Consider the following 16,094-nt stretch of genomic DNA (forward strand, 5'->3'; position numbering starts at 1 on the left):
TTTTAAAGGAGAGAATTTTATGGGAAACATCGAACACCGGTTGCACCGGCTGGCCAATACATCGAACGTCCAACATCGAGAGGCGGAGACGATTTTGCCTGGTAGCCGCCGACGTCAGTCGGCGCTGGCCGATCTTCGAGAGGGTTTGCGCGGACTGACGTCCGCGGCTACGGGACTGGCCTTGGCCGCGTCGATCTGGTGCACGCCGTTTACTGTCTCTGCAGCGCAGGCGGAGGTGAAAGATGTTTCGATCAATGGCGGAGTGCAGGATGGGAAGGCGCGCATCGTGATTGAGGGGCAGTTCGGTCCGCTCACAAGCGAGAAGGAGAAGGTGCTGTTCTCGACATCGTTGCAGCACTCGCTCTTCATCGCGCGGGACAAGCACACGCATGTGATCCAGGCGACGTTTGATATCTTGCAGGGTGAAGCGCGGGAGATACCGCTGACGATCGGCGGCGCGGGCGAGATCAAGCAGGTGACGGGCGAGAATCTTCAGGATTGGAGCGTGCGGCAGGAAGCGAATGGCACGCGGGTGCTGGTGTTGCGTCCGCGCAAGACAGACAAACCACCTTCGCAATTCACGGTGACAATCCAGGCGGAACGGAACACGGTTTTGATCGGGTCGAGTTTGCAGACGTTGACGCTGACACCACCGCAAGCAGCGTTGCTGAATGGTTACCTGAAGGTGGAAGCTGCGCCGGAACTGGATGTGCAGCCGATGAATGTCTCGGGCCTAGTGCCGCTGGAGGCGAAGCTGTTGCCGGAGTCTTTGCGGAACTCCACCAAGCCGGAAGCGGAAGAACCGATGGCGTTTCGTTTTCATGGCGGAGCTTACACGCTACCTTTGACGGTGAGCATCGCCGATCCGGAGGCGCGTCGCGTTGTCTTGCGTGATTTCAAGCTGGATGGGCAACTGAGCGGTCGCACGGCGGCGTTCACGCTGACGGCGACAGCACGCGTGAAGAATCCGAAGGGCGGTTCGGTGCAATTGCTCTCGGGTGATGTGGCATTGGCGGAACTGGAACGCAATGCGGACTGGCGTTTGCGTTTGGTGGATGGCCGTTACGTGTTGGTCTTTGACAAGCCGGGTGAGTATCCGTTGTGCATCAAGTTCAACGCGGCGGTACGCGATGCGGCAGACTGGAAACGGGTGGACTTCAAGGTGGCAACGGCCGCAATGCAGCCGGTGGCATTTCAAGGATTGGCAGCAGACACGCAGTTCGCTTTTGAAGGTGCGGCCCGTCCTGAACGCAAAGGGGAAGAGTTTCAAAGTTTTCTGCCGCCGGATGGCACGGTGAAGCTCGCGTGGAAAGAGGCCAAGACGGAGACTGAAGGCAGGCTTTTTTATTCAGCGGAGATGCTGTCACAGTTGAGCATCGGCTCGGGTATGATGCGGCAGGTGGCCTTGCTGGAGGGCAAGATCATGCAGGGTGAGATGCACATGCTGGCTTTAAACGTGCGTGGACAGGGGAATGTCACCGCGGTGCAAGGCGCAAGCGTGCTGTCATGGAAGGTGGAGCCGCGTCCCAATACAACGGATCGCACTCTGTGGGTGAAGTTCAATCAACCGCAGAAGGATGCGTTCCTGCTTCAGGTGCAGATGCAGACGGAATTGGGCGCATTCCCACAAGCGGTCGACGCGATGTTAGTACAGCCGGAAGGTGCGACACGTTTTGCGGGGCATATGCGGGTGGTGAATCAGGGGGCAGTGCGGCTCGAGGTGGTGCAAGCATCAGGGCTTTCGCAAATCTCTCCGGAGCAGTTTCCAGAGAATGATATGACGAAGTCAGTCTTCGGTACGCAAGGGGGACAACGTTTTGCGTTCCGGTTTTCGAGTGTCGATTTCGCGCTGCGTGTGCAGGCGGACAATGTGCTGCCGGAACTGAGTGTATCGCAGGTGATCGCGTATCACTTGGGCGAGACGGAGCTGGGCATCGATGGTGAGTTTGAGTTGGACATCCGTGAGGCACCGTTGCGTGAAGTGATTCTGCGCGTGCCGAAAGGATATGCGATCGCCGGACTTTCAGCGGGTGGCCTGAGCGATTACTTCCTCACTGAGCCTGCTGGACAGGCGGATGCGGAATTGCGTCTGGTGTACGGCACGCCGATCACGGGACGGCAGATCGTGCAGCTGCGTCTGGAACGGAATGCGGCGCTGGGGCAACCTTCTTGGGCATTACCACGCATCGAAGTGTTGAAAGCAAAATCTACGCGTGGGCATGTGGCGGTTTCGGCAGATGCGGGCTTCCGGTTGACGCCGGAGAAGACAGTCTCGCTCACGGATATCGCGACAGCCTTTTTCCCACGCAAGATCGAAGGCATCCAAGCGGCTTTCCGTTTGAGCGAGCACAATTGGGAAGCGGTGATGCGCGTGGAGCGTTTGCCGCAGTCCATCCAGGCGGATGCGTTCCATCTGTTCTCTATCGGTGAAGGCATCGCGTATGGCAGCAGCACGATCAACTTCGCCATCTCCGGTGCACCGGTGTCCTCGTTTCTCATCTCGCTCTCGGAAGAATATTCCAACGTGGAGTTCACCGGCAAAGACCTGCGCAGTAATTGGCAGAAGACGACGAATGGCTATGTGGTCACTTTAAACACGCCTGTCTCGGGTAATTACACATTGCTCGTGACGTATGAACGGGCCTTCAAGACGCAGGGAGATACGCTGACCTTCACGGGTGCGCGGCCGATGGATGCGCAGAATGAACAGGGGCATACGCTGGTGGTGAGTGCGTATCAATTTCAAGTGAAACCCTCGAATGTGTCCGCAACTCTGCTGCCATTGGAGACGGCGGAAGTGCCGGCAGAGTATCGCCTGTTCTTCGATGCGCCGATCTTGGCGGCGTATCGTTACAATGCGCGTCCGTTCAATCTGCAACTTGGATTAAGTCCGCTCGCGCAAGGTGAAACGGTTAGCCTCATCGTGGATCGCGCGATCCTTTCCACCCGCATCTCACAGGATGGCGAGGTGCTGACGGATGTGCGGTATTTCGTGAAGAACCGCGGCAATCCGCATTTCCGCGTAAGCCTGCCGTCGGACACGACCTTGTGGTCGGTGACGGTGAATGGTGCCACGGTCGTACCGGTGAAGGATGGCGATGCGAATCTGATCCCGCTGCCACAACGGGCTGATCCGAGCTCAGTGCAGACGGTGGATATGAAGCTGGCGTCGCGCTCCAAGACCCCGGGACGTATCACGGCGCAAGCGCCGACAGTGACAGTGCCCGTGCTGTTGGCTGAGTGGGCGATGTCACCGGATGAAGGACATCGGCTGATCTATCGCGGAGGGACGTTGGCTCCAGAAGCAGGCGTGACGGATATGTCCGGCTTCACGGGCATCGCACGCGTGCTGTTCAGTCATGAGCGGGGCATGGGCAAATTTTTAATGATGTTGATCTTCATCGGGTTTGGTGTGGCGGTCTGGCGCTGGGCGGGAGGTGAAGGTGCGTATCGTTTCGGACCAAGACACTTTGGGGGCACGTTAATAGGGGGCGTGGCCCTGTTCCTGGCGGTGGTGCAATTCGCTGCTTTGCTGAATGTGGCGGCAAGGCAGAAGCAGGCACCACCGCCAGCTCTTTCCTTCCTCGCACCGGTGCAACAGAGCCAGAGCATCTTGAGAGTGGAAGTGGCGAATGTGCCCGCAACGATGGCGACAACGACCAGCCTAACGCAAGCATGGCCGGTGGCGCTGGCCTTGGTGGTGTGGGGAGCGACATTGCTGATGTTCCAAGGGTTTCTGCGCGCAGCAGGCATCGCGTTGGGCTGGACGTTGATCGGGTGGACGGCACTGCGCTGGCCGAATGGAGCGGAGCTGTTCCTGTTCGTGTGTGCGCTGTTTCTTTTCGTGCATCTGGTGCTGCCGGCATTGCTGCGCCTGTTCAAGGTGCCGCAGCCGCCTGTTACGCCTCCGACTGCCGAGGGAGATTCTCCTGCGGCCACGACCAAAGCGGCGTTGTTGCTCGGCGGGTTGCTTTTCATCAATGGATTTTCGCTGAATGCGGCAATACCTCCGGTGACGTTACCGGGAACAGTTACTCCCGAAGCGGGGATGGCGGAGTCCGTGCTGCAAATGATCCGCGTGGAGGATAAATTCGCTTTTTCCAATGTAAGAATCCACTGGGAGGGAGTTAAGGGGCAGACTTTGCCGCTTCTCTATGAGCCGGCTGTGCTGACCAAGCTGATGTATCCGACCAACCATCTGACGCTGGTGCAAAGCACGTTGAATGGAAAACGAGTGCATCAGTTGATCGCCAATGCCACTGGGCCGTATGACATCGAGGTGCAGTATCAGATGCAGGTGATAACGCGTGAGGGTTTGAATGGCATCGAGTTGCCGGCACAGCATGGGCTAATCAACCGTGTCACTCTGATCATGCCTCAGCTGGATGTGGATGTAGTGGCTCCTGCGGCAGTATCCATCACCAGGCGCCCTCAGAACGGTGCAGCATCTACGTTCACAGCGATAGTGCTGGCACCGACGGCGAATGCATGGATCGGGTGGAAGCCGCGCAGCCGTGATGTGAAGACAGAGAAGGCGGTGTTCTATGTGGAGACGCACCAGCTCTTCACGCCGGTGGCCGGAGTGATCGAAGGTGTGCATCGCGTGGAGGTGCGTCCAGCACAGGGTGAGCTGAATGAAATCGTGATGGTGGTGCCGACGGGAGCGACGATCTCGGATGTCTATGATGCTTCTCCTGCGGGCAAGGCCTCGGTGGTTTCACTGTGGCGTTTTGATCCTGACAAACGCGAGCTGCGGGTAGGGTTGAATCCGGCCCAATCCAAGCCGTTCGCATTGATCGTGCGGTCACAGGTGACGACAGGGCCGTTGCCGTTCGAGCAGAGCGCGGGCTTGCTGCGTGTGAATGGTGCGGCGGGACAGCTTGGTTCAGTGGGTGTCGCGACGGGTTCAGAAGTGCAACTGGATGATGTGAAGGCGGAGGCGTTGTCACCGCTGAACTTGGAGGATTTTCCGGGGCATGTGTTACAGCCGTTGCGCAATCAAGTCGCGGGTCTGACATTGCGACGCGCGTTCCGTTCGGCGGATGCCTTGGGAACAGTGACGGTGAAGGCATCGCCGGTGGAGCCAGATGTGCGCGTGGAGACGCAGGAGACGTTATCGTTGAGCGAAGATCGCACAGTGCTGGCGGTGAACGCTTCCATGGCGGTGACGCGTGCGGGCATCTTCCGCGTGAGCTTTGTGCTGCCGACGGGATTGGATGTGGAGTCGATCAATGGCGCGGCGATCTCGCACTGGACGGAGTTGAAGGCGGATGAAGGACGTATCATCACATTGCATCTGAAGGGGAAGACGGAGGGGCAGACGCAGTTCAGCGTGAATCTGGCTGGACCGGGAACGAAAGCGGCGAAAGGTGTCGTGGCACCGCGTGTCATGTTCCGTGAAGCGAGCAAGCAGCGCGGGCAACTGGTGATCGTACCAGAGCAAGGCATGCGCTTGCAGGTGGCCACACGCGATGGCGTGACACAGCTTGATCCGCAGAAATCGGGCATCCGGCAAAAGGGCGTGCTGGTGTTCCGTTTGCTACAGCCGCAGTGGGCACTGGGTTTGGACATTGAGCAAGTGGATGCGTGGGTGCAGGTAACGGGCTTGCAGCATGTGACGGTGAGCGAGGCGCAGGTGAAGGTGGCGGCGAATCTGCAATACCAGATAGAGAACACGGGCCTGAAGGCGTTGCGCGTGCAGGTGCCGGTGAATGCGGAAGGCGTGCGATTCAAGGGCGAACAGGTGGCGGATTTCCTCGTGGTGCCGAACTCGCAGACGAATAGCTGGCAGGTGTGGGAGGTGAAGCTGCATCGCCGCATCATCGGCAAATACATGCTGCAAGCGGGTTGGCAAACACCAGTAACCGAAGCGGCGACGAACACGGTGGTGCAGGGGATTCAGGCGTTGGATGCGAATCTGCAACGCGGATTCGTGACGGTGCAATCAAGCGGACGTTTGCAGGTGCAGGCGCAGCTGTTGTCGAATGCGTTGCAACCAGCGGAATGGCAGAGCATTCCGCGTGTGTTATTGCAGGATATTCCGGCGGCGACGGCGAATCTCACGTATCGACTGGTGGAGCCGGGTTATCAACTGGTGTTGCAACTCGAACGGCATGAAGCGACGAAGCTGTTACCTGCGCGGGTGAACAACGTGACGCTCAGTTCGGTGATCTCGGATGAGGGTGTGATGCTCACGCAGGTGAAGATGGACCTCGTGCCGGGTGATAAGCGGTTGTTGAACTTCACCTTGCCTAAGGATGCGCAGTTCTGGTTTGCATTCGTGAACCAGAAAGGTGTGTGGCCGTGGCGTGATGCGGACAAGATTTTGCTGCCGCTGGAGCAGCAATCGAAGTCCGATCAGCCGACGACAGTGGAGCTGTTCTACTCCAGCCGCATCGGCAAGGCAGGCACGAGCAAGCTGGATTTGTCTTTGCATGGGCCGAAGTTTGATCTGCCGCTGGAGAACATCGTGTGGCAGGTATATCTGAATACGAAGTGGGAGTTGAAAGAGTGGGGCGGCACGATGCAGTTGCAGCAGAATACTTCCGTGGCACAACCGGTGGCGGTGGATGCGCAATCGTATCTGGCGAATGAGATGAGCCTGAATCGCGAGAAGACGCGGACGGCGGAGCAGATGCTGAGCCTTGGTAATCAGTGGTTGGAGAAGGGTGATCCGCAACAGGCGCGCCGGGCGTTCCAGAGCGCGTATGGCTTGAGCGGACATGACAATGCGTTCAACGAAGATGCGCGCGTGCAGTTGCATAACTTGAAATTGCAGCAGGCATTGGTGGGGTTGAATGTGCGTCAATCAGCAGCGGCTGGTGATGGTGCGGTGGTTCCGGGCAATATCAAGGAGTTGAGGAATCGCAAGGAACTCAACTACTCGCAACAGGAAGCGAAACAGATCATCGAGGCGAACACGGCGGATGATAACGCGGTGCTGATGCGGTTGGCAGAACGGATCGTGCAACAGCAAGACGCAGTGGTGCCGAATCCGGTGGAGATCCGCGCGACGATTCCACAGCAGGGACGCATGCTGACTTTCCGCCGTTCCGTGCAGGTGGATACGTGGACGGACCTGACGGTGGAACTGGAGACGCGGGCGTTCAAGACGGCCTCGATGGGGTTACGGGCGGGGATGTTGGGGGCATCGTTTGTAGGGTTTATGCTGGTGGCTTGGGTGAGTGGCCGCAGGAGAATGACCAATGTCTAAATCCTAATGATGAAGGAATGAACAAATGACGAGGTGATTCGTTAAAGAGGTTGAATGGTTATAAGGGTGACGATGTAACCATTTAGAGCGGTTTAAAAAATCCTGTAGCCGAGTGGCTGAAGAATGAGAAGGGCGGTCTTTCTGGGTTCTGGCTTCGTTTCGGCTCAGTCACAGGGTCCTTGGAACTGCTCCTTCGCCAAAGCCTCGCCAGAACAAAAATCCTCGCTCCACCCGGCTACATCATTTTTTAAACCGTTCTAACGGGGGGAATCGAGGACGATTACGGTAGGTAGCTCGGTTTGCGAGGCTCGTTGACTTGAGGGCAGGGGAAAATATAGTAGGAGCATGTCGGCACTCGATAAATCAGAAGCGAAACGTCGCTTCATGGATTTTCTGGCGAAGAAGAATCTGCGAATCACCTCGCAGCGCCAAGCTATTGTCGACACGGTTTTCAGCACGGACAAGCATTTCACCGCAGAGGAGTTGCTGGAGTGGTCACGGCAAAAGGATAAGTCGGTCTCTCGTGCCACGGTGTATCGCACACTGCCTTTGCTGACGGAGAGCGGGCTGGTGCATGAGATGGATTTCGGGAAGGACTACAAGTTCTACGACCCGAATTACGCGGATCATCCTCATCATAACCACCTAATTTGCCAGGATTGCGAACGGATCGTGGAATTCGAGAGTGACAAGATCGAGGAGATTGAGAGCGAGATCAGCCAGAAGCTGGGGTTTTCGATGAAGTCGCAGCGTTTGCAGATATCGGCATCGTGTGACCAGTTGAAGAAACTGGGAGCGTGCAAGAACAAGACGTGTTGAGAATGTAGAATGCGGAATGGAGAGTGAAGAAGCCGAAGTTCGGACTCCAAAGGAGAGAATAGGAACTCGAAGCCACGACGAATTTGAAAAGGAAAAAGCCCCGCGAGTTGCGGGGCTTTTGATTTTTAACGATGTATCTGTGCTCCGGGCTTATTTGCTCAGGAAAAAGAACAGTAAGAACACGACTATGAGGACCACGGCGCAGATGAGGATGAGTTTCGTGTTGTCCTTGCCTGCCGGAGCAGGAGCGGGCGCAGGTGCAGCTTGCTGTGGTTGACGCACAGATGGAGCGGTGCGCGGGGCCGTGACCGAAGACTTCGGCGCGTTGGAGCTGGACCAGGCAGGTGTCGGCGTGGGGGTGACGCTGAGACCACCGCCGGGCTTCGTTGCCGGAGCGGAGGTTGAAGCGGGTTTTGGAGTGGTCGCCGGTGTCGGTGCAGGGCGTGAACCGGTGACGGGCGTGGCTGGTCGTGAGCCGGTGGCCGGCCGACTGCCGAGCGGTTCGGAATCTGGCGGTGTGCCGCCGGCCCACCATCCACCATCGGCTGCGCCAGCACCACCTGCAGCCGGAGCCGCCGCAGCAGCACCTGCGGGAATGGCGCTGATGATGGTGTCCATCGTGCCATTGTCGAGGGCGACCATGACGTCTTCGTAAATGGGAACTTTGGAAACATCCGCCAGGCAGGCGCGTTCGAGCAATTCGGCGAGCTTTTTGACTTTGTCGTCCTTGTTTTCCTTGAGCCGCTTCAAGAGTTTTGACTGGCCGGGATTCTTGTAGTCCGAAGACAGGAACAAGAGGTTGTCTCCAGTGTAGAAATCCTTGAAGAGGGTTGGGTCGCTGGCTAGGCCGAGCAACGAGGTGTGTATGACCAAGGCGCCAAAGTTGTCCAGGTCTTCGTTGTAGAAATCCGAGGTGCGGCGCGGATGCTGGAAGTTCGCATGGCCCAATTCCGGGGCTTTGCCGCGGAAGGCCGGGGTGTACATGCCGTCGTAGTCTACGAGGCGGATCTCGTTATCGGGCGTGACCATGACGTTACCGTGCTGGAGATCGCCGTGGGCGAGCTGGTTGTCACGCAGGCCCTTCATGACGACGCGCAACTTCTGGGCGAGGTCGTTGAGGAGGTCGGGTTTGTCGAAGATCTCTTCGAGATGCTGGTTAAGGGGGAGACCTTCGACCCATTGCATCTTCACGACGGGATACCATTCGTTGCGGACCTTGATGCCGCGCAGGATGTATTCAAACCCGACGAGGCTGCTCAGGCCGAGGCCGAGGAGTTGCTGGCTCATGCGGGCGTAGCGGCCCTGCTGGCCAAGCACTTGACGGACGAAACAACGGATGGCGTAACGGCCTTGGGCGGATGTGACCGAATAAACGCTGGCGAAGTTACCAGACATGACCTTGGGGAGGCCGAGCATGTCGCATTTGACTTCGCTCTCCTTGAGTTCCGCATCCTCGAAGCAGATGTGGGGATTCTGGATGGAGTCTTGATAATCTGTGTGAGAAGGCCAGTTCATGGTGGTGGCGGGTTGGCGGCGATGGCGTGTCTCAGGATTGCGGCGGTTTCGACGCTTTCCATTTGAAAAGGATTACGGTTGTGTCGTCATTGCGCATGCCGAAATCTTTGCGCAGTTTGGCGACGAATTTGGCGTAGTCGGCCTCATCTTTTATCTCCTGCAGCTGTTGCCAGGGCTTGGAGCCGGCTTCGTAGCGTTGGAGGAACCATTTGGCGATGGCGTCAGTGGCCAGAATGAAAACATCGTTCTCCTGATAATCTCCCTGTAAGTGCTGGACTTGCGCCCAGACGGGTTGGTTGCGGTTGGGATTGCTGGAGAGGAGGCAGGGGCGGCTGTCAAACTGGGCGGCTTTTTCAATGGGCCAGGTTTTGATCAGCGTGTTGTTGCGTATGTGAAAGAGATTGCTGTCACCGACTGTTATGGCGCGCCACTGGGGAAGCTGCGGGCCTTTATCGCCACCACCGAAGAGCCGTTGGAAGAAAGACGGTTTCTCGGGCGGCTTGGGCGGTTCAAAGCGGATGCCGAGCAGGGTGGCGAAGGCGCCGGTGCGGGCTTTTTCCTCAGCGTACCAAGGCAAGCGGTCCCAAGCGATGCTGGAGTGCCACTCTTTTTGCAGCGGGCTTAACCACTGAACGAGAGCACTGGCATCAGGCGGGTTGCCGGGCGGCGGAGACGCGGTGAAGCGCTGGACGAGGCATTGAGCCCAAAGGTCTGCGAATGAAGACTCGGTGGCGCCATCCGCGATGGCAAAATGGCCTTTCTCGGGGGCACAACTGAAGGCGTCTTCGTATTCGTCCGGGCTATAGCCCTCCTTGGGCACCCAGAATACTTTCTCAGTGGCTTCCACGGGCTTTTTTTTATTAGCGCAAATTGCTGGCGCGGGTACCGATGTCCAAGAACCGGATCAATTCTACGAGGTCCGCATTGAAAGCGAATCCGCGTGAGTTCTCGCCGAGCATGATATTTTCATTGCGGGCGAGGTTACGCATGCTGGCTGGAAGGGTGCTGGACACCTGGAAGAGTGTCCGGGCGAATTCATCCGGCAAATCGTTGTCTGTCTCGGGGAAAATGATGGGTTGCACCGGCTGGCTGGAGATATGGCAGTTCAGCAGCAGTACATTGCCATCCACCGTGGTGAGGCTGGTCAAAGCCTCTGCCTGCGGGACGGGGCCGAAGTCCGTGGCTTCACCGTCAGAGATGTTGATGACGATGGGTGGATAGGAATACTGGTGGTTGGAAACCCAGCTTGAAAGGATGTGGTGGGCCAAGTCCAAAGCGGCGCCCATGGGGGTGGTGCCTTTGGCCTGCGGCTCGAACCAGACGGGGAACTTCACTTTCTGGGTGATCACGCCACCTGCGCCATCATCAATCTGTTTCACGCGTTCTTCCACGCGGGCGGGGGAATTGGCCACTTCGCTCAGAGGGACGATGTCACGACCGGCGAGCGGACCGCTGAAAGCGGGACCGACTTGCGAGCCGTAACCGATCACGCAGACTTCGTAGAAGTTGCGGATGCCTTCGCCGCGGGCGCATTTGATGATGAGGTTATGCAGCAGGCGGTTGATGGCGTCCGCCACGCTGTCGCATTTGCGCTTGCCATCGCTGCCAGCAATGGGCTCGACCATGGAGCCCGACTGGTCAACGAGGAAGACAAACGCGCTGGGGTTCGTCCGGCTGATCTCCGCTGTATAAGCCATATAAAAACTCTTTTCTGATAAACCCGGGAAGGGGTGCTGACTCCGGGTGCAAAATGGAGTGCTGGCACCGCACACGCGATTTCATACTAAGTGTTTCATGGTAAATCAATGTTATTTCTGCGAGAGTTGAATCGAAGGGATGGGAGGGGTGGAGGTCGGGATTATCGCATTTTGGCCTGAAAATGTGAATTTGAGCAAAATCAGGGCAGTTGTCCTGCGTGGGTGTACGAAAAATCTTCAGTGCCAATTGGGTGAAACTACGCATAGACGGGTAAAGAAAGTATGGTAGGATATCTTTTTCACATTCAGCAGATTGTGACTTGCATTTAAACTGGCGACCCGTTACAAAGCGGTCGTCATGGCGCTACCATTTCTAAGTAATTCGGGCAAGCGGCGGGACCAGGCGGTGGTGGTTGATTTGGGGACGCGAGTAACCAAGGCAGCTTCCATTCAACGCAAAGGCGAAGCCTATGTATTGACGGGTTTTGCGATGGTTGACGCTCCTGTTTACGACCGCGGAATCTCCCCTGACATCCTTGCTGAGCATCTCAAAGCTGTTATGCAGCAGTTGGGTGTGCGCACTAAGCATATCGTGGTGGTTCTGGGGGTTGGTGACAGTATTTTGCGCACGGCGGAGCTGCCGATGGTGGGGGTGAATGACATGCGAATGATGCTGCGTTTAAATTCCAAGAATTATCTGCAGCAGGATTTTCCGGATTATCTTTTTGATTGCCATATCTTGCTGGGGGGTGGTCCGCTGGATGCTAGCAAGGCGGGTGCTGATGGCGGGGTTAAAACTCAGGTCAAGGTGAAGGCTTTGGTGGGGGGTGCCAAGCGGCAGTTGACGGAGGATGTGAAGCTGGCGGGCAAGAATGCTGGTTTTACGGTTGATGTGGTCACTTCTGGTCTGATTGGTCCGGCAAATGCTTTCGAGATGGCGATGCCGGATGTGTTCTCGAAAGAGGTGGTGGCGCTGGTTGATTTTGGTTACAAGAATTCCACCATCAGTATTCTGATGATGGGTGAGTTGATGTTGACCCGTGTGGTGGGTTTCGGTGCGGCGAAGCTGACGACTGGTATCGCTGAATCTTTGGGGATCAGCAATGCTGAAGCGGAAGGCATCAAGGTGGGGATGCCGCAGGAGGTGGAGTCGACTATTCAGCCGTTGTTGACTCCATTGGGTCGCGAGTTGCGTGCTTCGATTGACTTTTTTGAGCATCAGCAGGACAAAACGGTGAGTCAGGTGTTTTTCTCGGGCGGTTCTGCTCGTTCAGAATATATCATCAATGCGCTTCAATCGGAGTTGATGGTTCCATGCAAGGCGTGGAATCCGACGGTTTTCATGACGCCGGGATTGCCTCCGGCTCAGTTGGGTGAACTGGAGCAGGTCGCGCCGCAGTTGGTGGTGGCGATCGGTGGCGCCATGGCTGCATTCTAAAGTATGCCAATCAAAATCAATTTGCTGGCTGAGGAGCAGCTTACTGAGGAGCTGCGCAGGAAAGATCCTGTCAAGCGGGGTGTCTATGTCGCGGTCGCGCTGCTGGTGTTGATGCTCCTTTGGGCGGGGGTGAGCTGGTTGGGACTCTCTAAAGAGAAGGCTAGGCTGGTGGATGTCAATGCCACACTGGCCAGTCTGGAGAAGGATGCCAAGCTGGCTGAGGGCAATCAGAAAAAGATAAAGGACAACCAGTATAAGATGGACATGCTGAAGAAGATGTCTGCGGTGCGGCCTTTGTGGGCGCCGGTGCTGGATACTTTGCAGCGTGTTTCGGTTGAGGATGTGCATGTGTTGAGGATTCGCGTGGAGCAGGTTTACCATGTGACGCCAGCGATCGTTCCGGCGCGCGGCTCGGGTGGGAAGCCTAAGCCAGCCTCGGCCCGTCAGGTCATGTTGATGATCATCGAGGCGCAGGATAACAGTGAGCGCCTGGACAGTTACAGCAAGTTGCGCGAGCAGCTCTCTGTGGCACTGAAAGAACATTTGGGAACCAATGGGACGGTTTCCTTGAAAACTTTGAATCAAGCCCGTGAGAATGCTGACGGAAAGAAGTATCTGACCTTCACGCTGGAATGCGGCTTCACGGAGGTCAACCGCTAACATGAACAAGATTTCCAAAGAAAAGAGGGATCAGTTGATCGCCCTGGCAGGTGGCACTCTGGTTGTCTTGGGGTTGGTTTACTGGCTGGTGATAGGTGCTATGGCCAAGTCGACGGGGGGAGTCCGGGCGGCGGCTGATGGTGTCCAGGAGTCGGTGGATAAAGCCGCCAAATTAAAAGCAGATTCGCCCAAGATACAAGCAGAGCTGGATGATTCGCGCGCTGCACTGGAAGCGTTGGAAAAGGACATGGCCACTGGTGACCTGTATTCATGGGTGATCATGACGCTGAACAAGTTCAAGCAGGATAACGCTCACGCGGTGGACATCCAGAACATCAGCCGTGAGGAGCGTGTGCCCATCGGCTTTTTCGGTGAATACCCGTATGATGCAGTGAAATATCAGGTGAAAGGTGCTGCATATTATCATGACTTCGGCAAGTTTCTTGCTAACCTCGAAAATGCGTTTCCGTTCGCGCGGGTGCAAAACATGGATTTAAGTCCAGAAGGCGGGGTCCTCACGGGGCCTGAAGCAGAAAAACTCGCTTTCAGATTTGAGCTGGTTGTGCCGCTCAAGCCAAAGGAAACTAGCAAATGAAATCAAATCTTTTGCAAACTGCTTGGAAGCTGGCGGCCATTGTGGCTGTAATCAGTGCGCCTTTGGTGGCGGGGGCGGCGGCGGCTCCGGCCAAGCCAGCGCCTGCCAAGGATCCTGAACCTAAGAAATCTGTTTTCGCAACGGATCCCAAAGCGGGCAAGGATCCTTTCTTTCCCAAGTCGGAACGCTGGAATCCTCCGCCGAAAGTGGTTGCTCCGGTGGTGACTCCGACTCCGGGTGGTACGTCCCCCGTTCCTCCTCCTGTGGTCAAGAAAGATCCTTATAAGAACTTTGAATTGAAAGGCTTTGTCGGGGTGGGGAACAACCGTGTGGTGACGATTTCTTCCGGGCTGAAAAATTACATTGTGGGGTTGGGGGAAAGCAAACTTGCGAGCACCCCTGATGGTCCGGTCCGTTTCAAGGTCGTGCGTTTCTCTGACACCGGTGTTTTCATTTTGGTGGAAGGGGAGAAACAGGAGAAGGAACTCTCACTTCCGACTCCTTGATGCAGGGTGCAATAATTAGGAAAAATAAATTTAAAACACAGCAGGCAATGAAAATCAAAGCGTTGACGATCATCACGGCGGGGCTTATCGCCATCAGCATGGGGGTGTCTGCCCAGACCACACCGACGACAGCCAAAGCGGAAGAGGCACAGGAATCCCGCGGAGAGGTGGTGCCGTTGATCACCTTCGACGATACCCCGCTCACCGATGTCATTACGACGCTGGCCCGGCAGGCCGGCATCAACTTCCAGTTCGACCCGCGTGTCACCACGACGCAAGTGGGTCCAAACGGTGCTCCGCTGCCGCCGCCGACGATTTCCATCCGCTTTGAGAATGTCACGGCCTTGGATGCCTTTGAAGCCGTTCTTGAAAACCATGGTTTGCAGTTCGTGCCAAATGTGAAGACCAAAATAGGTCGCGTGGCGCCGAAGGATCCCAAGGCGCTCGAGCCGCTGGTCAGCCAGATCTTCCAGCTCCGCTATACGAGTCCTACGAACATCGTGCCTGCGGTGCAGGCTACCTTCAGTGACACTCGCGCCAAGGTGTTGGCGGATGTTCGTTCCAGCAAGGTGCTGGTGACTGCGGTGGAGCGTGATTTGAAGAATGTGGAAAAGATCATCTCAGAGCTGGATACGGCCACGAAGCAAGTGCTCATTGAGGCTCGTATCGTAGAGACGGCCCGCAACCCAAGCACGATCAAGGGTATCGACTGGGGTGGTACTCTCCGCGCCCAGAACTTCACTTTCGGCAATGGTATCACGACGGGCAATACGACGACTACGTTCCCGGGGACAACGACTTCTACGACCCAGCAGACTCCGTTGGGCCCTGTGACCACTACGACCACATCTCCGGCTTCTTCAACGACGTCGTTAGATACGATTTTGGGTGGTGGCGGGTTCACGGCTAACACGAAGAACGGTGTCTTCCCTGGCATCGGCTTCCTGAATGCGGATGGCGTTTCCGGCGTGCTTTCCTTCTTCAATGAAGATTCGGACAGTGAAGTGGTGGCCACTCCACGCACGGTGACGATGGACAACCAGCTGGCGACCCTGTCAGTGACGCGCGCTTTTCCGATCTTTGAGGTGACGCCCGGTTCGGCGAACACGCCTGCTGCTGCCCAAGTGACTTATACCAACGTCGGCACCATCCTGCAAGTGACGCCGCGAATCACAGCGGACAGCAATGTGTTCCTGCATGTCATCCCGGAAGTCTCCAACATCGATGGCAAAGACACACAGACCATCAGCAGCGAGACGTTTGAAGCGAACATCTACGCCCTGCGCAAGATGGAAACCCAAGTGCTGATTCCGAGCGGTAACACGCTGGTGATGGGCGGTTTGGTGAGTGACAACACGACCAAGTCCTATGCCAAGGTGCCGGTGCTGGGGGATGCCCCAGTCTTCAGCCGCCTGTTTCGCAGGGATTCCAAGTCCCGCATCAAGGTGAACCTGATCATCTTTGTGACTCCGACGATCGTTCAGGAGTATGACTATCACTATACGCCGACAGATTACCTGCGTAACAATGTGCAGGACCAGAATGCGCCTAAGACTTGGGTGGCGCCTGGTGATGAGGACTGGTCGGCTTGGGATTCCGGCAAGCCCAAGGATTGGAAGAAGAGCACGAAGAAATGAGTTGGCGCCTAATC

General features: G+C 56.6%; 10 protein-coding genes. 7 read left to right on the forward strand and 3 right to left on the reverse strand.

Going from position 1 to position 16,094, the window contains the following annotated elements; translation table 11 throughout:
- Window positions 1-19 precede the first annotated feature (19 nt).
- Both VGH19_16925 and VGH19_16930 read left to right on the forward strand, forming a co-directional pair.
- Complete coding sequence (locus VGH19_16925; GenBank protein ID HEY1173054.1) at window positions 20-7,213, forward strand: hypothetical protein; 7,194 nt, start codon at window positions 20-22, stop codon at window positions 7,211-7,213.
- A 345-nt stretch (window positions 7,214-7,558) separates the two neighbouring features.
- A complete protein-coding gene (locus tag VGH19_16930) occupies window positions 7,559-8,032 on the forward strand; it encodes a transcriptional repressor (GenBank protein ID HEY1173055.1) in 474 nt (157 codons plus the stop codon).
- A 150-nt stretch (window positions 8,033-8,182) separates the two neighbouring features.
- Here VGH19_16930 and VGH19_16935 read toward each other — a convergent pair whose 3' ends face one another.
- From VGH19_16935 to VGH19_16945, 3 genes are read right to left on the reverse strand one after another with little or no spacing between them, the layout of a single operon-like run.
- Window positions 8,183-9,547: a hypothetical protein gene (locus tag VGH19_16935; GenBank protein HEY1173056.1), complete on the reverse strand. Its 1,365-nt coding sequence runs from the start codon at window positions 9,545-9,547 to the stop codon at window positions 8,183-8,185.
- 31 nt (window positions 9,548-9,578) lie between these two features.
- Window positions 9,579-10,394 (reverse strand): hypothetical protein, encoded by an 816-nt coding sequence (locus VGH19_16940; protein HEY1173057.1) that lies wholly within the window; start codon window positions 10,392-10,394, stop codon window positions 9,579-9,581.
- Window positions 10,395-10,407: 13 nt separating this feature from the next.
- Window positions 10,408-11,244, reverse strand: coding sequence for a vWA domain-containing protein (locus VGH19_16945; GenBank protein ID HEY1173058.1), 837 nt, complete (start codon window positions 11,242-11,244; stop codon window positions 10,408-10,410).
- Between the two features lie 358 nt (window positions 11,245-11,602).
- Between VGH19_16945 and pilM the strand changes: the two genes are divergently transcribed.
- The 5 genes from pilM to VGH19_16970 are packed head-to-tail and all read left to right on the forward strand — an operon-like array spanning window position 11,603 to window position 16,080.
- On the forward strand, window positions 11,603-12,682 hold the full coding sequence (pilM, locus tag VGH19_16950) for a pilus assembly protein PilM (GenBank protein HEY1173059.1): 1,080 nt from the start codon (window positions 11,603-11,605) through the stop codon (window positions 12,680-12,682).
- A gap of 3 nt (window positions 12,683-12,685) precedes the next feature.
- Window positions 12,686-13,342: a hypothetical protein gene (locus VGH19_16955; protein HEY1173060.1), complete on the forward strand. Its 657-nt coding sequence runs from the start codon at window positions 12,686-12,688 to the stop codon at window positions 13,340-13,342.
- A gap of 1 nt (window position 13,343) precedes the next feature.
- Entirely contained in the window at window positions 13,344-13,937 is a 594-nt protein-coding gene (locus VGH19_16960) for a hypothetical protein (GenBank protein ID HEY1173061.1), read from the forward strand.
- On the forward strand, window positions 13,934-14,443 hold the full coding sequence (locus VGH19_16965; protein ID HEY1173062.1) for a hypothetical protein: 510 nt from the start codon (window positions 13,934-13,936) through the stop codon (window positions 14,441-14,443). Before VGH19_16960 ends, VGH19_16965 begins: the two co-directional genes overlap by 4 nt.
- A gap of 47 nt (window positions 14,444-14,490) precedes the next feature.
- Window positions 14,491-16,080, forward strand: a complete 1,590-nt coding sequence (locus tag VGH19_16970; GenBank protein HEY1173063.1) for a secretin N-terminal domain-containing protein — start codon at window positions 14,491-14,493, stop codon at window positions 16,078-16,080.
- Window positions 16,081-16,094 lie beyond the last annotated feature (14 nt).

Source organism: Verrucomicrobiia bacterium (assembly GCA_036405135.1).
Classification (GTDB): domain Bacteria; phylum Verrucomicrobiota; class Verrucomicrobiia; order Limisphaerales; family JAEYXS01; genus JAEYXS01.

Bases quoted from the DNA above. Each gene is read 5' to 3' on its own strand.
- VGH19_16925 (HEY1173054.1), top strand. From the start codon at position 20: ATGGGAAACATCGAACACCGGTTGCACCGGCTGGCCAATACATCGAAC.
- VGH19_16930 (HEY1173055.1), top strand. From the start codon at position 7,559: ATGTCGGCACTCGATAAATCAGAAGCGAAACGTCGCTTCATGGATTTT.
- VGH19_16935 (HEY1173056.1), bottom strand. From the start codon at position 9,547: ATGAACTGGCCTTCTCACACAGATTATCAAGACTCCATCCAGAATCCC.
- VGH19_16945 (HEY1173058.1), bottom strand. From the start codon at position 11,244: ATGGCTTATACAGCGGAGATCAGCCGGACGAACCCCAGCGCGTTTGTC.
- pilM (HEY1173059.1), top strand. From the start codon at position 11,603: ATGGCGCTACCATTTCTAAGTAATTCGGGCAAGCGGCGGGACCAGGCG.
- VGH19_16955 (HEY1173060.1), top strand. From the start codon at position 12,686: ATGCCAATCAAAATCAATTTGCTGGCTGAGGAGCAGCTTACTGAGGAG.
- VGH19_16960 (HEY1173061.1), top strand. From the start codon at position 13,344: ATGAACAAGATTTCCAAAGAAAAGAGGGATCAGTTGATCGCCCTGGCA.
- VGH19_16965 (HEY1173062.1), top strand. From the start codon at position 13,934: ATGAAATCAAATCTTTTGCAAACTGCTTGGAAGCTGGCGGCCATTGTG.
- VGH19_16970 (HEY1173063.1), top strand. From the start codon at position 14,491: ATGAAAATCAAAGCGTTGACGATCATCACGGCGGGGCTTATCGCCATC.